This is a genomic window from Novosphingobium sp. FW305-C-30-35, assembly GCF_058783135.1.
The window spans coordinates 88,886-105,684 of the sequence record NZ_JBYSYJ010000002.1; the positions used below are offsets into that span (position 1 = coordinate 88,886).

At 64.4% G+C, this 16,799-nt stretch carries 18 protein-coding genes; 7 read left to right on the plus strand and 11 right to left on the minus strand.

All coding sequences use genetic code 11. From position 1 onward, the window contains the following. Nucleotides 1-394: 394 nt before the first annotated feature. Nucleotides 395-2,977, plus strand: a complete 2,583-nt coding sequence (locus tag AC3WLM_RS17240) for a TonB-dependent receptor (RefSeq protein ID WP_492478205.1) — start codon at nt 395-397, stop codon at nt 2,975-2,977. A 20-nt stretch (nt 2,978-2,997) separates the two neighbouring features. After that, complete coding sequence (locus tag AC3WLM_RS17245) at nt 2,998-3,792, plus strand: SDR family NAD(P)-dependent oxidoreductase (protein WP_492478206.1); 795 nt, start codon at nt 2,998-3,000, stop codon at nt 3,790-3,792. A gap of 9 nt (nt 3,793-3,801) precedes the next feature. On the opposite strand, the gene AC3WLM_RS17250 is transcribed toward AC3WLM_RS17245, so the two are convergent. The 9 genes from AC3WLM_RS17250 to AC3WLM_RS17290 form a co-directional block, all read right to left on the minus strand. Further along, nucleotides 3,802-4,617: a nuclear transport factor 2 family protein gene (locus AC3WLM_RS17250; RefSeq protein WP_193828681.1), complete on the minus strand. Its 816-nt coding sequence runs from the start codon at nt 4,615-4,617 to the stop codon at nt 3,802-3,804. Continuing rightward, nucleotides 4,614-5,147, minus strand: a complete 534-nt coding sequence (locus tag AC3WLM_RS17255) for a nuclear transport factor 2 family protein (protein WP_039334544.1) — start codon at nt 5,145-5,147, stop codon at nt 4,614-4,616. The genes AC3WLM_RS17250 and AC3WLM_RS17255 overlap by 4 nt, the downstream gene beginning before the upstream one ends. A gap of 7 nt (nt 5,148-5,154) precedes the next feature. Then, entirely contained in the window at nt 5,155-5,685 is a 531-nt protein-coding gene (locus tag AC3WLM_RS17260; RefSeq protein ID WP_082734451.1) for an SRPBCC domain-containing protein, read from the minus strand. 14 nt (nt 5,686-5,699) lie between these two features. Then, nucleotides 5,700-6,470: an SDR family oxidoreductase gene (locus tag AC3WLM_RS17265; protein ID WP_492478207.1), complete on the minus strand. Its 771-nt coding sequence runs from the start codon at nt 6,468-6,470 to the stop codon at nt 5,700-5,702. A 62-nt stretch (nt 6,471-6,532) separates the two neighbouring features. Further along, nucleotides 6,533-7,570 (minus strand): 4-hydroxy-2-oxovalerate aldolase, encoded by a 1,038-nt coding sequence (gene dmpG / locus AC3WLM_RS17270; RefSeq protein ID WP_039334695.1) that lies wholly within the window; start codon nt 7,568-7,570, stop codon nt 6,533-6,535. Nucleotides 7,571-7,583: 13 nt separating this feature from the next. Next, entirely contained in the window at nt 7,584-8,525 is a 942-nt protein-coding gene (locus tag AC3WLM_RS17275) for an acetaldehyde dehydrogenase (acetylating) (RefSeq protein WP_492478208.1), read from the minus strand. Nucleotides 8,526-8,536: 11 nt separating this feature from the next. Then, the gene (locus AC3WLM_RS17280; protein ID WP_492478209.1) at nt 8,537-9,331 is read right to left on the minus strand and encodes a fumarylacetoacetate hydrolase family protein; all 795 of its coding nucleotides are present in this window, start codon (nt 9,329-9,331) and stop codon (nt 8,537-8,539) included. After that, nucleotides 9,318-10,148, minus strand: a complete 831-nt coding sequence (locus AC3WLM_RS17285; protein WP_492478210.1) for an alpha/beta fold hydrolase — start codon at nt 10,146-10,148, stop codon at nt 9,318-9,320. Before AC3WLM_RS17285 ends, AC3WLM_RS17280 begins: the two co-directional genes overlap by 14 nt. 14 nt (nt 10,149-10,162) lie before the next feature. Further along, complete coding sequence (locus AC3WLM_RS17290; RefSeq protein WP_492478211.1) at nt 10,163-11,374, minus strand: acyl-CoA dehydrogenase family protein; 1,212 nt, start codon at nt 11,372-11,374, stop codon at nt 10,163-10,165. A 410-nt stretch (nt 11,375-11,784) separates the two neighbouring features. On the opposite strand from AC3WLM_RS17290, the gene AC3WLM_RS17295 reads away from it, so the two are divergent. From AC3WLM_RS17295 to AC3WLM_RS17310, 4 genes are read left to right on the plus strand one after another with little or no spacing between them, the layout of a single operon-like run. Then, nucleotides 11,785-12,246: a nuclear transport factor 2 family protein gene (locus tag AC3WLM_RS17295; protein WP_492478212.1), complete on the plus strand. Its 462-nt coding sequence runs from the start codon at nt 11,785-11,787 to the stop codon at nt 12,244-12,246. 13 nt (nt 12,247-12,259) lie between these two features. Continuing rightward, complete coding sequence (locus AC3WLM_RS17300) at nt 12,260-12,829, plus strand: carboxymuconolactone decarboxylase family protein (protein WP_039334557.1); 570 nt, start codon at nt 12,260-12,262, stop codon at nt 12,827-12,829. Then, nucleotides 12,826-13,602 carry an SDR family NAD(P)-dependent oxidoreductase gene (locus AC3WLM_RS17305; RefSeq protein WP_062343292.1) on the plus strand — a complete coding sequence of 259 codons (777 nt, stop codon included), beginning with the start codon at nt 12,826-12,828 and terminating at the stop codon, nt 13,600-13,602. The genes AC3WLM_RS17300 and AC3WLM_RS17305 overlap by 4 nt, the downstream gene beginning before the upstream one ends. Nucleotides 13,603-13,618: 16 nt before the next feature. Continuing rightward, nucleotides 13,619-14,296 (plus strand): SDR family NAD(P)-dependent oxidoreductase, encoded by a 678-nt coding sequence (locus AC3WLM_RS17310; RefSeq protein ID WP_492478213.1) that lies wholly within the window; start codon nt 13,619-13,621, stop codon nt 14,294-14,296. 2 nt (nt 14,297-14,298) lie between these two features. On the opposite strand, the gene AC3WLM_RS17315 is transcribed toward AC3WLM_RS17310, so the two are convergent. Together AC3WLM_RS17315 and AC3WLM_RS17320 are read right to left on the minus strand one after the other, a co-directional pair. Beyond that, nucleotides 14,299-14,763, minus strand: coding sequence for a nuclear transport factor 2 family protein (locus AC3WLM_RS17315; RefSeq protein ID WP_492478214.1), 465 nt, complete (start codon nt 14,761-14,763; stop codon nt 14,299-14,301). Nucleotides 14,764-14,776: 13 nt separating this feature from the next. Then, complete coding sequence (locus AC3WLM_RS17320; protein ID WP_492478215.1) at nt 14,777-15,886, minus strand: helix-turn-helix transcriptional regulator; 1,110 nt, start codon at nt 15,884-15,886, stop codon at nt 14,777-14,779. Between the two features lie 107 nt (nt 15,887-15,993). On the opposite strand from AC3WLM_RS17320, the gene AC3WLM_RS17325 reads away from it, so the two are divergent. Then, nucleotides 15,994-16,743 (plus strand): 3'(2'),5'-bisphosphate nucleotidase CysQ, encoded by a 750-nt coding sequence (locus AC3WLM_RS17325; protein ID WP_369820995.1) that lies wholly within the window; start codon nt 15,994-15,996, stop codon nt 16,741-16,743. The last annotated feature ends 56 nt before the right edge of the window (nt 16,744-16,799 follow it).

Consider the following 16,799-nt stretch of genomic DNA (forward strand, 5'->3'; position numbering starts at 1 on the left):
CCTGTTGCTTTTCTGAGCGGTGCGCAGTGGAAGGTTCCTGAAAATCAGTCACTTCGTGCCGCGCCTTGGGTTCGCTGGCGATTGCAGAATCGGTGTGGCCGCATTGTCCGGTGCATCGCCAAAGGAGGACTTCCAGAAAAATTCGTCAAGCCCACATAAGCGCAAAGATGTGCCCTTGGCTACGCAACATGATGCTAAAATCGTCTCTTGAACTTATTTTGCGTAGTTGATACGCTGCTTCATAGAGAAAAAGAAAACCGGGATGAGGGGCCTCCCTGCCTTTCTGCGAATTGTCGTCGTGCATGCTTGGGGCGTGCGCGGGGATGCCGCTCATCCTGTCGATCCGTGTTTCGCCGCAGAGGCATGGGAAGTGCGATCTTGGAGGGAGAGAACGATGTCTGACACAATGCGTGCACGCTCGGAAACGGGACGACGGGTCGCTTGGGCGTTGCTGGCAAGCGTTTCGCTGGGCAGCTTTGCTGCGCCGCAGATCGCTTTTGCTGCAGAAGATGCTGCGGATGAGCAGGCTGCGGAAAACAGCGTGCCCAACAACATGGAAATCATCGTCACGGCCAACCGCCGCGAAGAGCGCGCACAGGACGTTCCGATCTCGATCACCGCGATCAGCGCAGAAAGCATCCGCGAACGCGGGCTTACCCAGTTGCAGGATCTGCAGGCTTCCGTGCCGTCGCTGGTCGTCGGCCCGAACGGGCAGGCTTCGCGCGACGTGATGTCGCCATCGATCCGCGGGCAGAGCGCATCGTTCCAGGGATCGCCCGCGGTCGTCGTCTACATGAACGAAGTCCCGCTGGTTTCGGCGATCACGCTTTCCGGCCAGGGTGGCCCCGGCAGTTTCGTCGACTTGCAGAACGTGCAGGTTCTGGCCGGCGCGCAAGGCACGCTGTTTGGACGAAACACCACTGGTGGCGCGATCCTGCTGACGCCGGCCAAGCCGACCGACAAGCTCGAAGGCTATGTCCAGGCCGGCTTTGGCAACTACAGCATGGTCGAGACCGAAGCGGTGCTGAACCTGCCGATCTCGGACAAGGTTCGCCTGCGGCTTGTCGGAGCCTCACGCGATCGTGACGGCTTCACGCATGATGTGAACTGGAACAAGGATCGCGACGACCAGCACTGGCGCATGGGCCGCGTCGGGCTGTGGATCGAGCCGGTGGAGGGCGTCACCAACTATACGCTGGGCTACTATGGCAAGTCGCACAGCAATGGCACGGGTTCGATCGCCAAGAACTTCAATACCAACTATTTCGTTGGCCTCGCCACGCGGCCGATCCTGGTTGCACCGGGCGTATCCCTGCCACTGGGCGCAATCGCTCCGACTTTCAATTTCTGCGGTGCAGGGACCGGCCCTGCCAATTGCAGCTACTACACCAACCTGCTCAATCAGCAGAACGCGCGCGGCATCCGCCAGACAGCGCATGGCATGGACAGCTTCGCCAAGCTGGAATCCTGGGGCATCAACAACACCACCGACATCGAACTTTCCAGCACTCTCAAGCTGCGCAACATCTTCAGCTATGCAGAACTGAAGTCGTACTACGCCAACGACCAGGATGGCACGATCGCTCCGGTCTATGATACCGGCGTGACCGTAGAGAGCCGCACCGCCCCCCGTGACTGGTACAAGCAGGTGACCGAGGAACTGCAGTTCCAGGGCACGGCGCTGAACGACAAGCTGACCTATACGGTCGGCGGCTTCTACTACAAGCAGAGCCCCCGGGGCACGATGGTGTCCTATTCGATCAACGTCTGCGGCCTGCAGTCGGTCACGGGCTGCCCCATCGGCCAGAGCCAGATCAGCGTGACCAACGAATCCAAGGCGCTCTATGCGCAGGGCTCGCTCGATTTCGGCGCGTTTTCGCCTGCGCTTGACCGCCTGCGACTGACAGCGGGCTATCGCTATACCTGGGACACCGTGGACGGATCGACCACATCGTTCAGCTATGTCCCGCTGCCGGGTGGGGCGAAGTATGTCACGGCGTGTTCGTGGAAATCGAATCCCAATCCCACGCAGCCGATCGCCGATCCGCTCAACACCTGCCTGTTCGGTGCAAGGCTGAAAAGCTCGTCGCCCAACTGGACCATCGGGCTCGACTACCGCCCGAACGACAACATCATGGTCTATGGCAAGGTCACGCGCGGCTACAAGGCCGGTGGCTTCAACAGCTATGCCGTGTTCGAGAACACCCGCACCTTCGGGCCGGAGACCGTTACTGACTACGAAGCAGGCTTCAAGACCGACTTCAACGCCGGTGGCATGCGCGGGCGGTTCAACGTCAACGGCTTCTGGCTGGACTACAAGAACATCCAGCGCGCGGCCGGGGACTTCAACCGCGCAACCGGCGGCAATGGCGCGATCACGCTGAACAACGCTTCGGCCGAGATCAAGGGCGTCGAAGTCGAGGCGATGATCCAGCCGACGCAGAACATCGAACTGGGCGGCAACTACAGCCACCTCAGCGCCAAGTACAAATCCTTCAAGTTCGATTCGAGCTCCGGCGTGTGGGATTGTACCGCGCAGTCGATCACTTCGCCCAAGGTCTTTGCCGGGGCGGACATGACCTGCCGTCCACTGCAGTACCTCTCGCCCAACATCCTGTCGGTCTATGGCCGTTTCTCGCTGCCGGTTTCGGAAGATGTGGGCAATTTCAGCCTGTTCCTCAGCTACAACTGGACCGACAAGCAGCCGACGGCGCCGTTTTCGACCGAGCGCTTCCCGGATGGGACGATCAACGAACCGGGCGTGCTGCTGCCGAGCTATGGCCTGCTCAACGCCACGATCGACTGGAAGGGCGTGATGGGCGCGCCGGTGGACCTGAGCCTGTTCGCCACCAACATCACCAAGAAGAACTACATCATCTCGAACACCGGCATCTTCCAGACGATCGGCGCGCAGAGCGTGATCTATGGCGAGCCGCGCATGTTCGGCCTGCGCCTGCGCTACAGCTTCGGCAACTGACGAGAGAAGGAGACGGCGGCGTGACAGGAAGACTTTCTGGGCGCGCCGCCGTCATTACCGGCGGTGCCGATGGCATCGGCGAAGGCATTGCTCGCCGCTTCGCCAGGGAAGGGGCGAGCGTGGTCGTCGCAGACTACGATGTCGAGCGCGGTCCGGCGGTGGTCGAGCAGATTTGTGCAGGCGGGGCTCAGGCGGTCTTCATCCAGTGCGATGTCTCTTCCCGTGACGATGTGTTCGCGGCGGTGGACCTGTGTGCCGAGCGGTTCGGTGCGGTCGATATCCTCGTCAACAACGCCTATCGCGGTGAGGGGCCGGTGCGGATCGAGCGCAAGACCGACGCGCGCTTCGACGATGCGCTGAAGATGTGCCTCTATGCGACCAAGTGGGCGATGGAGCGGGCACTGCCGCACATGAAGGCGCGGGGCTGGGGCCGCGTGATCAACATGGCGTCGCTGAATGGCGTCAACGCACACATGGGCAGCGCAGACTACAACGTCGCCAAGGAAGCGGTGCGGGCCTATTCGCGCACGGCGGCGCGGGAATGGGCGCCCCATGGCATCTGCGTCAACGTGATCTGCCCGGCAGCGGTCTCGGCCGCCTATCGCCGTTTTGCGGAAATGGCGCCCGACGTGGCGAAGGCGACTGCCGCCGCAAACCCGATGGGTCGCATGGGCGATCCGGAGGCGGACATCGGCGGCGTCGCCCTGTTCCTCGCCAGCGAGGACGCGCGGTATCTGACCGGCAATACCCTGTTCGTAGACGGTGGCGGCCATATCAATGGCGTGCCGTGGGTGCCGGATTTCGGGGACGACTGAAGCGTCGCCTCAGTCGGCGCCACTCCAGATGATTGCCGCGTCCCCGCTGTTGGTGTGCCACAGGGCATCGCGGCGCGTTATGCGCCAGCCTTCGGGGCGCAGGGTCCAGCGGTCGATGTATTCGCCGTTCGTGTCGAATACTGGACCGCCCGTGTCACCGGGGCGCTGGTGGCGGGCCTGGACATAGGCGCGGCTGGTTGCGGTCAGGCTGCCGGGCGCAACGTCGATCGTGATGCTGCCGATCAGGTGCTGGCTTGGCCCGCAGAGATCGAGGAAGCGGCGCATGTTGGCTTCCAGCGCGGCGATCCCGGAGTGTTCGCCCAGGCCGTAGTCGAAGGTCAGGTCAGTGGCGAAGATATCTGGCAAGGCGTCCCACTGCTTTGCATCGATCACGCGCGCGAAGCGGGCGAGGCCTTCACGGATCGCGCGCTCGGCCGTCAGTTGAGCCAGGGTTCCCGATGCCGGGGGCGCAGCCGGAACCTCGTCCACAACGAACATGCGCGTGGCGGCGCGGTCGAAGACGTTCTCCTCGTCATGCGCGATCCGGGCGGCAACTTCCGGGTCCGACGCGACGGCGAGGAAAGCGTCGTAATGCGCGCGGCTGGCGAAGCGCATTTCCGTCACGCTGTCGAGGTCGATTGCGGCAACGGCGCTGCTGAAGGCGCCGTCGCGGTCGACGTAGTTGCGCCGATAGTCGGCAATGTGTGGCAGCAGCGAGCGGATCAGCGGGGCGTGGCGCGTCTCGTAATAGGCGATGAATGCCTCGCGGCTAAGGCCCTCCTTCTTGCGGAGCAGGGCGATGACCTTGACCGGCGCAGTGCTCATTCGTCCCAGTGGATGAGGTGGCTGATGTCGGTGCGTTCGTGCGGTTTGCGGCCGGTGGTCGCGAGGCGCTGGACGGAAGGTTTGCCCTTCATCTCGCTGAACTTGCGCAAGACTTCGATCACGCGATCATAATAAGTGGACTCGATCTTCCACACCCCGCCTTCGCGGCGATAGGCGTCGGTATAGATCGCCGTGCCGAAGGTGTGGGCGTCCTTCTCGAGGTCGATGAACACGTCCTGCAGATACCACAGGCCGGTGGCGCTGTTGTCGCCGGTCACGCTGATTTCGGGCATCGAGCCGATGTGCATGGCCAGCGCGCCCGAGTGGAAAGAATTGGACAGGAACTCGACCATGGCGTCACGCCCTGACAGCGAGACCTTGTAGGTGCCGCCATTGTAGGTGCAGGCGACATCGGCCGTGAACAGCGCCGGCAGGGCAGCAAAATCGCCGGTATCGATAGCGCGGAAGTAGCGGTGCTTGAGCACCTTGATCTCTTCCATGTCGGAGAGCTGCTGGAGCGTGTAAGGCATTGCGGGATCAGGCTTTCTGTTCTTGTGCGTAGAGCATTTCGGCGCGGCCCTTGAGCGCGCGGGCGCTATCGTCGAACGCACGTTTTACCCACGGTCCGGCAAAGCGGAAGACGTGGATGCCATTGGCGCCAAGGAAGGCGTCGGTCGAGAAGTACCGGCATGATGCATCGCCGGTCGGTTCGATCACCTGATCGCGGCGGGCGGGGTAGGGCCAGAAATCGGAGTGGACCATCTCCCACGAGATCATGCGCTCGGGCTCGAAAGCGCAGATGTATTCGCAGTTGGGCACGAGCGTGCCGGGCACGGCATAGTTGACCAGCGTCATGTCGACCGCCGCGCCCATTTCGAGTGTGGAGGAAGCGCGCACGCAGAACGGATTCCATTCGCTGTACCGCGGCATGTCGGTGAGTACGGCCCAGACCACGCGGGCGGGGGCTGCGATCTCCACCGTCTCGCTGACGGTCACGGCATCGGGATCGAAGCCCGAAACCGGATCGTCGGCAAGGGTGGGGTGGCTCTTCATCCAGTCAAGCAACATGACCGTGCCCTCCCTTATGCCGCGACCCAGTCGCCGCCGTTGACGTCGAGCATGGCGCCGGTCACTTCCGAGGCGTAGTCAGAGAGCAGGAAGTAGACCGCCTTGGCGCAATCCGCGTCGGGCGGGATGTGGCCCACCGGGATCTCGCTGGCGCGCTGCTTGCGGAACGCTTCGGCGCCTTCGCCGAGACCCTGGATGAAGCCTTCCAATGGAGCGCCCATCATCCAGCCCATCAGCGCGGTGTTCACGCGCACGCCGGTGCCGCCGAACTCGACCGCGAGGTGGCGGGTCATGTGATTGAGCGCGCCCTTGGCCATGCCATAACCGCCTTCGCCGGGCATCGGCTTGCGGGTGCAGAGGGTGGAGATGTTGACGATGGAGCCAGCGCCTTGCGCCTTCATCGTGGGAAACACGGCCATGGCCATGCGCAGCGCGCCTGCCGCGCCGACATCGAACGCTTGCAGCACCTGGTCGATGTCATGCTCGATCAGCGGGCCCCAATCAGGGTGATAGTAGGCCGAATTGACCAGACCATCTATGCGGCCCCACTGGTCGAGCGCGGCCTTGGCTGCGGCCTGGCACTGATCCATCTGCGTCACGTCGAGCGGCACGGCGATGGCTTCGCCACCTGCCGCGACGATCTCGTGCGCCACTTCCTCGATGGCCTGCTTCGAGCGGGCGGTGACGACGACCTTGGCGCCTTCCTTCGCCGCACCCCGGCACGCGGCCTGGCCCATGCCGGGCCCTGCGCCGGTGATGATGACGACCTTGTCCTTGAGGATCATGGCATTTTCTCCCGGGGGGTTGGGCGGGGGTCTTATCGCCCTCTCGCCGTTTGTTTTTCAGGTCAGGCTTGCGCTTTCAGCATGTCGAGCGCGACGTCGACGATCATGTCTTCCTGTCCGCCGACCATCTTGCGGCGGCCGAGTTCGACGAGGATCGCGCGCGTATCGAGGCCGTAGGTCTCGGCAGCCTTTTCGGCATGGCGCAGGAAACTGGAGTAGACCCCGGCATAGCCCAGTGCGAGCGTCTCGCGATCGACACGGACGGGGCGGTCCTGCAGTGGGCGGACGAGGTCTTCGGCAGCGTCCATCAGCATCATCACGTCGCAGCCGTGGTTCCAGCCCTTGCGATCGATGGCGGCGATGAAGACTTCGAGCGGGGCGTTGCCCGCGCCCGCGCCCATGCCGGTCAGCGAAGCGTCGATGCGCACCGCGCCGCACTGCGCGGCAACGATCGAGTTGGCGACGCCGAGGCCGAGGTTGTGGTGGGCGTGCATGCCGCGCTGGGTTTCGGGCTTCAGCACGCGGTCATAGGCTTGAAAGCGCGCGCGAACGCCGTCCATGTCAAGCGCGCCGCCACTGTCGGTGACATAGACGCACTGTGCGCCGAAGCTTTCCATCAGGAGCGCCTGCTGGGCGAGGGCGTCGGGCTCGATCATGTGGCTCATCATCAGGAAGCCCGAGACGTCCATGCCAAGATCGCGGGCGATGCCGATGTGCTGCTTGCTGACGTCGGCCTCGGTGCAGTGCGTGGCGACGCGGACCGAGCGGACGCCGATGTCATAGGCGCGGCGCAGTTCCTCGACGGTGCCCACGCCGGGCAGGATCAGCGTGGTCAGCACGCACTTGTCGAGCACGTCGGCCACGGCTTCCAGCCATTCCCAATCGGTGTGCGCGCCGAAGCCGTAGTTGAAGCTGGCGCCGGAAAGGCCGTCACCATGGGCGACCTCGATGGCATCGACGCCCGACTTCTCGATGGCCGAGGCAATCGCGCGGACGTGGTCGATGCCGTACATGTGCCGAACCGCGTGCATGCCGTCACGCAGCGTCACGTCCTGGATGTAGAGCTTGTCGCCGGCTTCGACGTTGAAGGTGGCAGTCATCGTCCGATCTCCTTCAGGCGGCAGCAGCGGCCATGCGGCGCGCGGCAAGCAGTTCGCCGGTGGCCTTGGCGGCGGCAGTCATGATGTCGAGATTGCCGGAGTAGCTGGGCAGGTAGTCGCCTGCGCCCTCGACTTCGAGCATGATCATCGACTTGATGCCGGTGAATTCCCCCTGCCCCGGAATCTTCAGGCGGTTGTTGTCGCCGAAGCGTTCGAACTGGACTTCCTGCTTGAGCCGGTAGCCGGGGACGTACTTCTGCACTTCGGCCACCATATCGGCCACCGACCGGCGAATGGCGTCCTCATCGCCGCCTTCGGACAGGGTGAACACGGTATCGCGCATGATCATCGGCGGTTCGGCCGGATTGAGGATGATGATCGCCTTGCCCTTGGCGGCGCCGCCCACCTGTTCGATCGCACGGGCGGTGGTGCGGGTGAACTCGTCGATGTTGGCGCGGGTGCCGGGTCCGGCCGAGCGCGAGGAGACCGACGCCACGATTTCGGCATAGTGGAGCTTGTCCGAGACGCGGGCGACGGCGGCGACCATCGGGATCGTCGCCTGACCGCCGCAAGTCACCATGTTGACGTTGGGCTGGTCGAGGTGCTGGCCCATGTTGACCGGCGGCACGGTGAAGGGACCGATGGCCGCGGGGGTAAGGTCCACCACCTGGATGCCATCGGCGCGCAGAGCCTCGTCATGGACCTTGTGGGCGTAGGCGCTGGTCGCGTCGAAGGCGATGCCGATGTCCTTGTAGAGCGGATGCTTGCGCAGGCCGTCGAGGCCTTCGTGCGTGGTGGCGATGCCGTGCTCGCGCGCCATGGCCAGGCCTTCGGACTTCTCGTCGATGCCGACAACGATCGCCAGTTCCATGTTCTGCGGGTACTTGATCATCTTCATCATCAGGTCGGTGCCGATATTGCCCGAACCGATGATCGCGGCCTTGACGCGTGCCATTCAGGTATTCCTCAAACGAAGTTGGCGACGCAGGTGCCGAGTGGCCCTGCAGCGTTGCTGAGTGTCATTTCGAAGCGATCGCCCTTCACGGCGGGCGCGAGCGGGACGAGTGAACCCGACAGGATCACGTCGCCCGCATCGAGCGTCACGCCATAGGCGCCGAGCGTATTGGCGAGCCAAGCCACCGCCTGTGCCGGATCGCCCTGCACGGCATGGCCATAGCCTTCGGACAGCGGTTCGCCGTTCTTGGTGACGGCCACGTGCAGATTGGGCAGGTCCAGCCCGGCGGGGTCGAGACGTTCCTTGCCGATCACATAGACCCCGCATGAGGCGTTGTCGGACACCGTATCGACGATCTTGATGTTCCAGTTGTCGATGCGGCTGTCGACGATCTCGAAGCAGGGGGCGATGCTTTCGGTGGCTGCAAGAACGTCAGCGGCCGTGACGCCGGGGCCATTGAGGCTGCTCTTGAGAATGAACGCGATCTCGGCCTCGGCGCGCGGAGCAATCAGGGCCTTGGCGTCGATGTCGATGTCACCTTCGACATTCATCCAGTCGGTCAGGAAGCCGAAGTCGGGCTGGTGGACGCCGAGCATGTCCTGCACGGCCTTGCTGGTCACGCCGATCTTCTTGCCGACGACCTTCTCGCCATCGGCGACGCGGCGCGAAAGGAAATCGAGGTTGATGGCATAGGCATCGTCGAGCGTCAGCGAGGGATCCTGCTCGATCAGCGGGGCGATGGTCTTGCGGGTGCGCAGGGCTTCGTAAAGCGCCGCGCCATAGTGCTGGATCTTATCGGCGGGCATTGAGGAACTCGATGGCAAAGGCGTTGAACTCGGCAGCGCGTTCGACCTGGACCCAGTGGCCGGTGCGGCCGAAAGTGATCGCGCGGACATCGGGACAATGGTCGAGGAACAGGCGCGCGTGGGCTTCCGGGCAGAACTCGTCGTTCAGACCCCACAGCACGAAGACCGGCTGGGTGATTTCCGGCAGCCGCGGCGAGAGGTCGGGCGTGCGCATGCGCACCAGCACGTCCTTGGGCTGGGTGCGGGCGACGGCGAAGCGTTCCTTCACCAGGGCATCCGGGATCTTGGGGGCGAAGTCCGGGTGGACGAGGTTCGAGACGAGGCGCTTCTGCTCGGCCAGGTTGAAGTCCGGCCCCCCGAAGCTGGAGACCATCTTGGTGATGCCCGGCATCACGAAGTAGGCCTCGCGCTCGGCCACGCAGCCAGGGGCCATCAGCACCAGATTGCGGGTGAAGCCGGGGTGGTCGAGCGTCATCAGCAGGGCAATGCCGCCGCCCAGCGAATTGCCGACGAGGCTGGCGCTGGTCACGCCGTGGGCGACGAGCGCTTCGTACACGGTGTCGGTGAAGAGCTGCAGCGTGTAGTCCAGCCCCTCTGGCTTGGACGAGCCGCCATAACCGATCAGGTCGGGCAGGATCACGCGGTAACCGGCGTCCACAAAAGCATCGATGTTCTGGCGGAAGTTGGACGCACCGGAGGCGCCGGGGCCGCTGCCGTGCAGGAAGACGACGGCAGGCGCGGAAGGATCGCCCGCTTCGGCAATGACAATTTCGTATCCGCCGGAGACGCGATGCGTGGTCTGGGTCAGGCTAGCCAAGGGTGGCGCTCCCATCAGAGGAAGGTGAAGGTCGGTTCCTGACCGAGCATCGCGCCGACCACGTCGAGCGTACGATTGGCCGGGTCATTGGCGACGTGTGCGCGGCCGGCGTTGAGATCGAGCCAGGGCTGGATGATCGCGCTGGACGTGTAGATCGCGCGACCGCCCAGCAGCTTGACCATGTCGTCGACCAGATCGGCCATGCGGCGCACCACGCTGGCCGAGTTGTAGGCAAACAGGGTGCGCTTCTCCATCGGGATCGGCTCGCCTGCTTCGGCCAGGGCCATCAATTCATCGAAGGTGAGGCGCAGGGTCTGCTCCATCTCCGTCACTTCGGCCTGCGCACGGGCGATGGCGGCAAGAAGAAACGGATCGTTCTTGGAAGCCTTGCCGGTGTTGGTCGAGACGCGGTTCTGGGCAATGTCCATGGCGGCAGAAATCGCCGCGCGCGCGCCGCCGAAGGCAGCGGTCGAGACCGAGCGCATGAAAACCTGGGCCCAGGGGAGGGTGTAGAGGGGCCCCGTGTTGGTCTGCTGGCCGGGGTTGGTGCAGAGATATCCGTCGATCGAACGGTGAGTACGGTGTTCGGGGACGAACACGTCGTCGACGATTATGTCATGGCTGCCAGTACCCTGCAAACCGAAGACGTGCCAGCTGTCGGTGTCGATCGCATAGTCGGCGCGGGGCAACAGGAACGCGCGCATGTCGGGCACGCCGCCTTCTTCGCGCGGCGGGACCATCGCGCCCAATACGACCCACTGACAATGGACGGAGCCGGTCGAGAAGCCCCAGCGGCCCGAGAGTCGATAACCGCCTTCGACCGGGGTCACCTTGCCGACAGGCTGGTAGGAGGAGGACACGAGGGTGGAGGTGTCCTCGCCCCAGACCTCGGCCTGCGCTTCTTCGTGAAAGAGCGCGATTTCATAAGGATGGCAGCCGACCACGCCGTACATCCAGCCGGTGGACATGCAACCTTCGGCAAGGGCCCGCTGCACATCGTAGAAGACGTTGGGGTGCATTTCGTAGCCACCCCAGCGCTTGGGCTGAAGGATGCGGAAGAAACCAGCCTCTTGGAATTCGGCAATGGATTGCGCCGGAACGTCACGCCCGGCGACGCATTCGGCCGCGCGCTGGCGCAAGGCGGGGATCATGGCCCTTGCCCGGGCGACGAGCTCTTCGCCCGACGGGATCGAGCTTTCGAGCGAAATTGCAGCTGCGCTGGCCATGAGCGGCCTCTCCTCCGGTACGACTTTCGACTCACGCACTGCTTTACGTGGCAATGCATTCGTAAAAAGATATCGCAACAGATACGCAAATCGTCAATCAAAAAGCATATCGGCTTTTGATATTGATAAAATTGCGGCTCATTGCACATGGAGGACTTGCGACATCCACACGGCGTGCGTGCATGGGCATCACCTCGGGAAGTGTGTGCCAGGTCGCGCTGTGGCCGCAGACGTCCTTCCTGATGCCCCTCCCCGCCTTGCCAGTGCCCGACGGCCGATGGACCTTCTCAACCAACACAAACTGCGCAGACAATGTAGATAATTTTTGCGAGAAGCGCCATGCATGATCTCAACAGCAAAGCAGTTGCGTATGATTCGCAGCCAAAAGCAAGGCGGAGAGGGGCAGCGCGATGATGTCGCTTCAGGAAATCTCGGACAGGCTGGAAATACAGGACCTCTTCGCGCGCTATTGCTTCGCAATCGACGAACGGGACTGGGACGCGCTTGACCGTGTGTTCACGCCAGACGCGCAGATCGATTACTCCGAAACCGGAGGCGCCGCGGGTACTTTCGCGCAGATCAAGGCGTGGTTGCCGGTGGCGCTGGATCGCTTTCCGATGTTCCAGCACATGGTGGCGACGACCAAGCTTGACCTTGACGGCGACACCGCCCGGGCGCGCACGATCCTGTTCAACCCGATGGTCCATCGCAGCGCGGTGGGCGAGGAGCAGGTCTTCTTCATCGGTCTTTGGTATCGTGACAGGCTGGTCCGCACGCCCGATGGCTGGCGCATTGCCGAGCGCCACGAGGACATGGCGTGGTCGCACAGCGTGCCGCCGATGGGCCCCGTGCCCGAGATCCCTGCAAACTGAGGAGCGCCTGCCGATGTTGCGCATTTCCGTGCCCGCCGAAGCGGCCAGCGATCCCTATGGCCATGCCGCGCGAACCCATGCGCGCGAGATCATGGCCGCTGCAGCCGGATTCTCCTTTGCCGTCTATCGCGAGACCCGGCTCTCGCTACGCGAGTTCGAGGCGGCGCGCATGCGCACGGCGCAGATCAACGGTTGCATGATCTGCCAGGACTTCCGCGCGGCGCGCGATGCGGAAATCACCTTCTCGGTTGGTGGCGAGACGCCCGAGCGGCTGGTGACGGCAAACGGCCCGGCGCCCGACGAGGCGTTCTATGCGGCGGTGGAGAACTGGCAGGACTCCGGGTTGTTTTCACCGCGGGAGCGGCTGGCCATCGCCTTTGCCGAGCGCTTCGGCACGGACCCGAAAGGACTGGCGGCGGACGAGGATTTCTGGACCGGGATGCACGAAGCCTTCAGCGATGGCGAGATCGTCGATCTGGCGCATTGCGTGGCGGCATGGGTCGGTCTTGGCCGCGTGGCGCATGTCCTGGGGTTTGACACGGTGTGCCTGGCCACAAATCCATCAGGCAGGGAATCGGCATGAGCGTGAGTGACGAGAGGCTGGGCACGCCCGGGACGGGTGTGGTGATCACCGGCGGGGCATCGGGCATCGGCCTGGCCACCGCCCATGCCTTGGCCGAAGTGGGGCGCCCGGTGGCGCTGTGGGACATCAATGCCGAAGGCGCCCAGGCTGCCGCGGCCGACATCGCGGCGCGATATGGCGTGGCGGCGGTGGGGCTCGCGGTGGACTTGCGCAATCCGCAGGGGGTTGCCCCGGCCGCAATCGAAACGCGCGCTGCGATCGGAAACGTCGGCGGTATCGTCCACGGTGCGGGCACGGCGGTGCAGACCGGAATTGGCGGGGTCACGCCCGAGAACTTCGACGCCGGAATGGCGCTGCACGTGCGCGCGGTGATCGAACTGGTGCAGGCTTTCCGCGATGACCTGAAGGCGCATCCGGGCGGCGCGGTGGTGGCGATCTCTTCGATCAACGCATGGTTCGGCAACGGAATGATCCCGATCTATACGGCGGCCAAGGGCGCGGTCATATCGCTGGTGCGATCCATGGCCGACGAGCTTGCGCACGATGGCATCCGCATCAACGCCCTGAGCCCCGGCATGATCGACACGCCGATCCTTGGCGAGATGCGAGACGGGATGGCGCAGATCTACGGTCCGCGCATATTCCCTGGCCGGTTCGGCAAGCCCGAAGAGATCGCGACGACGATCCGCTTTCTCCTGTCGGATGAAGCCAGCTATATCACCGCCACGGAGATTGTCGTCGATGGTGGCATCCGCCATTCGCAACGGCCTTGAAGGAGTTTTTGACACGATGCGTTCGGTAATCGTTACAGGTGGCTTTGGCGTGCTGGGGCGCGCCGTGGCGCAGGCGTTCCGCGACAATGGCGACAAGGTGGCGCGGATCGATTTTGCGCCCTCGGCGCCGGACGCGAACCCTGGCGGGCTCGACATCGGCGGTGTGGACCTGACCGATGCCGCTGCCGCAGCGGCGGCGGTAGAGCAAGTCAAGGCGGCGCTGGGCGGCATTGCCGTTCTGGTGAACGTGGCGGGCGGTTTCGTCTGGCAGACGCTCGCCGATGGTGGGCCCGAGACCTGGGCAAGGATGTTTGCAATGAACGCGACCACCTGCGTGACCATGACCAAGGCTGCACTGCCCACGCTGAGCGCGACACCGGGCGCGGCGATCGTCAACATCGGCGCGGGCAGCGCGCTGGTGGCGGGCGGCGGGATGGGGTCCTATGCCGCATCCAAGCAGGCCGTCCACAAGCTGACCGAGAGCCTTGCCGCCGAGCTTGCCGGGACGGACTGCACGGTCAACGCCGTGCTGCCGAGTATCATCGACACGCCGACCAACCGGGCCGACATGCCCGACGCCGACTTTTCGCAGTGGGTGCAGCCGGCTTCGCTGGCCAAGGTCATCGTGTTCCTGGCATCGCCCGGCGCACGCAACCTGAGCGGGGCCCTGATCCCGGTATCGCGCGGGGGCTAACCCTACGCGCCCTCTAGGAGTGCGCGGGCTGCCTGCGCACCATCGAGCAGGGCGTTTTCGCGCCGCACTGCCCGCCAGCCCTTCGCGGTGCGGCGGAACAACCAGCGGTTGGCCGAGACGCGGTGGACCACAAAGCTGCCTGCTTCGTGGCGCAGCACCAAGGAATGACAGCGCGCAGTGGCGACATCGCCTGCGACAGTGACGGCAGCAGGGCCAAGGAGATGGGCGCAACCATCGGCCATGAGCTGGCGGTGGACCGGGCCCTCGATCAGCGCGGCGATTTCGGCATGGCCCCTGGCCGTGGCAAAGCCGGTGACGACATATTCGCCATCCTCGGTCCACAGCTCGGCAAGGGCCTGGGCATCGCCTGCATCGGCAAGCGGTCCGTAGCGCGCGATAAGCTCTCGCACAGCTTCGCGATCTTCAAGAGCAGTGAGGCGGGCAGAGAAATCGGTGGCTTCCGGCATTGGCTTGGTGCTTTCAGGCAAACGGAGTGAGGCCGCCGAGCACCTCGCGAACAAGGTCGCCCTGTCCGCGCGTCCCGGTCTTGGCGTAGATGCGCTTGGAATAGTTTCGTGCGGTCTCGTCGGTCAGGCGCAGGGCACGCCCCGCTTCGATGATCGTCTCGCCACGGCTAAGCTTCTCGGCAAGCGCGGCTTCGCGGTCGGACAGGCCGTGCAGTTCACGCAGGATGCGGGTTCCCGCGCGCTCATCCTCGCGGACGGAGGTGCGGAGCGTACCGATCACGGCGGGCAGGGCGTGTGGTTCGGGCAGGGCAAGGTCGCACTTGCGCAGGAGCATGTGCAGGTCACGCGCAGGATCAAGCAGGATCGCGGTCGCTTCGATATGGCCCTCGGCGATTGCGCTGCAAGCCTTTTCGAGCGCGCTGCTGGCAGCGGGCAGGAGCTGCAGCCGTCGCCCACCACGTGGATCCGGGGCAGGGGCAAAGGTGAGCATCCGCTCGGCCTGTGGGTCGGTTGCCATGACCCGCCCGCCCGGATCGAACGCCAGCTGTCCCGCGCCGAGCCGAGCAAGGGCTGCTTGTGCCATCGCGGTCTGCAAGCGCTGTTCGGCAAGTGCGGCGAGCGTGCGCAGCGAAGCGGCAAGGTGCGGGCCGATGGCGGCAAGGGTGGAAACGGCAGCAGAGCTGAAATCCTCACGCTCGCGCACCAGCAGCAGCCACGCATCGGCCGCACCGCCGGCGCTTACGCGGAGCCAGCGCCCGTAGCGAATGCCCATCTCGGCCAGAGCGCTGCGCTGGAGGGCAAGGCGCGCGGGATCGTCAAAATCGAGCATCTCGTCGATCGCATAGACACGGCCTGGCCGCAGCTGGCCATAAGGGTGCAGGCCGAGTGCGTTGATGCGGCGGAAGTCGAGTTGACGCTCCCTCACCGCGCGGGGCGCGGTGACATGGATGACGGTCGGCTCCTGCGAAGGCATGGCATTGGCCAGGGTAATGATGAGGAAAGCGCGGCGCGCATATGTGCGGGCGACGAGATTGCGCATGAACGCGCCCCACGGCGGCGTTTCGTGAACACCCTCGACAAGCGGCAGGAAAAGCTCCTGCTGGTCCGTATGCGTGAATGCCACCGTTTCCTCCCATATGGGAGCTTTGGTTTAGGGGCGAAGGGCTGAATTGCAAGCCGAGCCTGAGGGAGCTTCTCCGAATGACTGATGCCGTGACGCCTTCTGCCGCGATGACCGATGCAGAACTTGCAGCCCATCTTGCCCAAGTGGCGGGAAAGCTGCTGCTGACGGTGCGCGAAAGCGGAATGCTCAGCCTCAAGAAGCTGGGCAAGGCCGGCGATGCCACGGCCAACCAGTTCCTCGTCCACGCCCTGCGCGAACAGCGGCCGGAAGATGGCCTGCTTTCGGAGGAGGAAAAGGACAACCTTGACCGGCTGCAGTATTCGCGCACCTGGATCGTCGATCCGGTCGATGGCACGCGCGAATATGGCGAGGCGCGGACCGACTGGGCGGTGCATGTCGGCCTGGCCATTGACGGCGTGGCAAGCACAGGCGCGGTGGCGTTGCCAGGCGCCAACGGGGGGGCCGGGATCGTCCTGCGCACCGACCAGCCTCGCGAAGTGCCGCCCGCGCCCGAAACCTTGCGCATGGTCGTCAGTCGCACGCGCCCGGCGCACGAAGCGGTGGCCGTGGCCGAGGCCATCGGGGCCGAGCTCGTGCCGATGGGCAGCGCCGGGGCCAAGGCGATGGCCGTTATCCTTGGCGATGCCGATATCTATCTTCATTCGGGCGGCCAGTTCGAATGGGATTCCTGCGCGCCCGTCGCAGTCGCCTTGGCGCATGGCCTGCATTGCAGCCGCATCGATGGAAGCCCGCTCGTCTACAACCAGGCTGACACATACATGCCTGACCTGCTGATCTGCCGTAAGGAACATGCCGAAATGGTCCTATCCCGGATAAAGGCTGTTCAGCGCGCTTGATGGGCAATTGCCAGACATCCAAATAGAAGGCAGGTAATCCCCTCAATTTCAGGGGG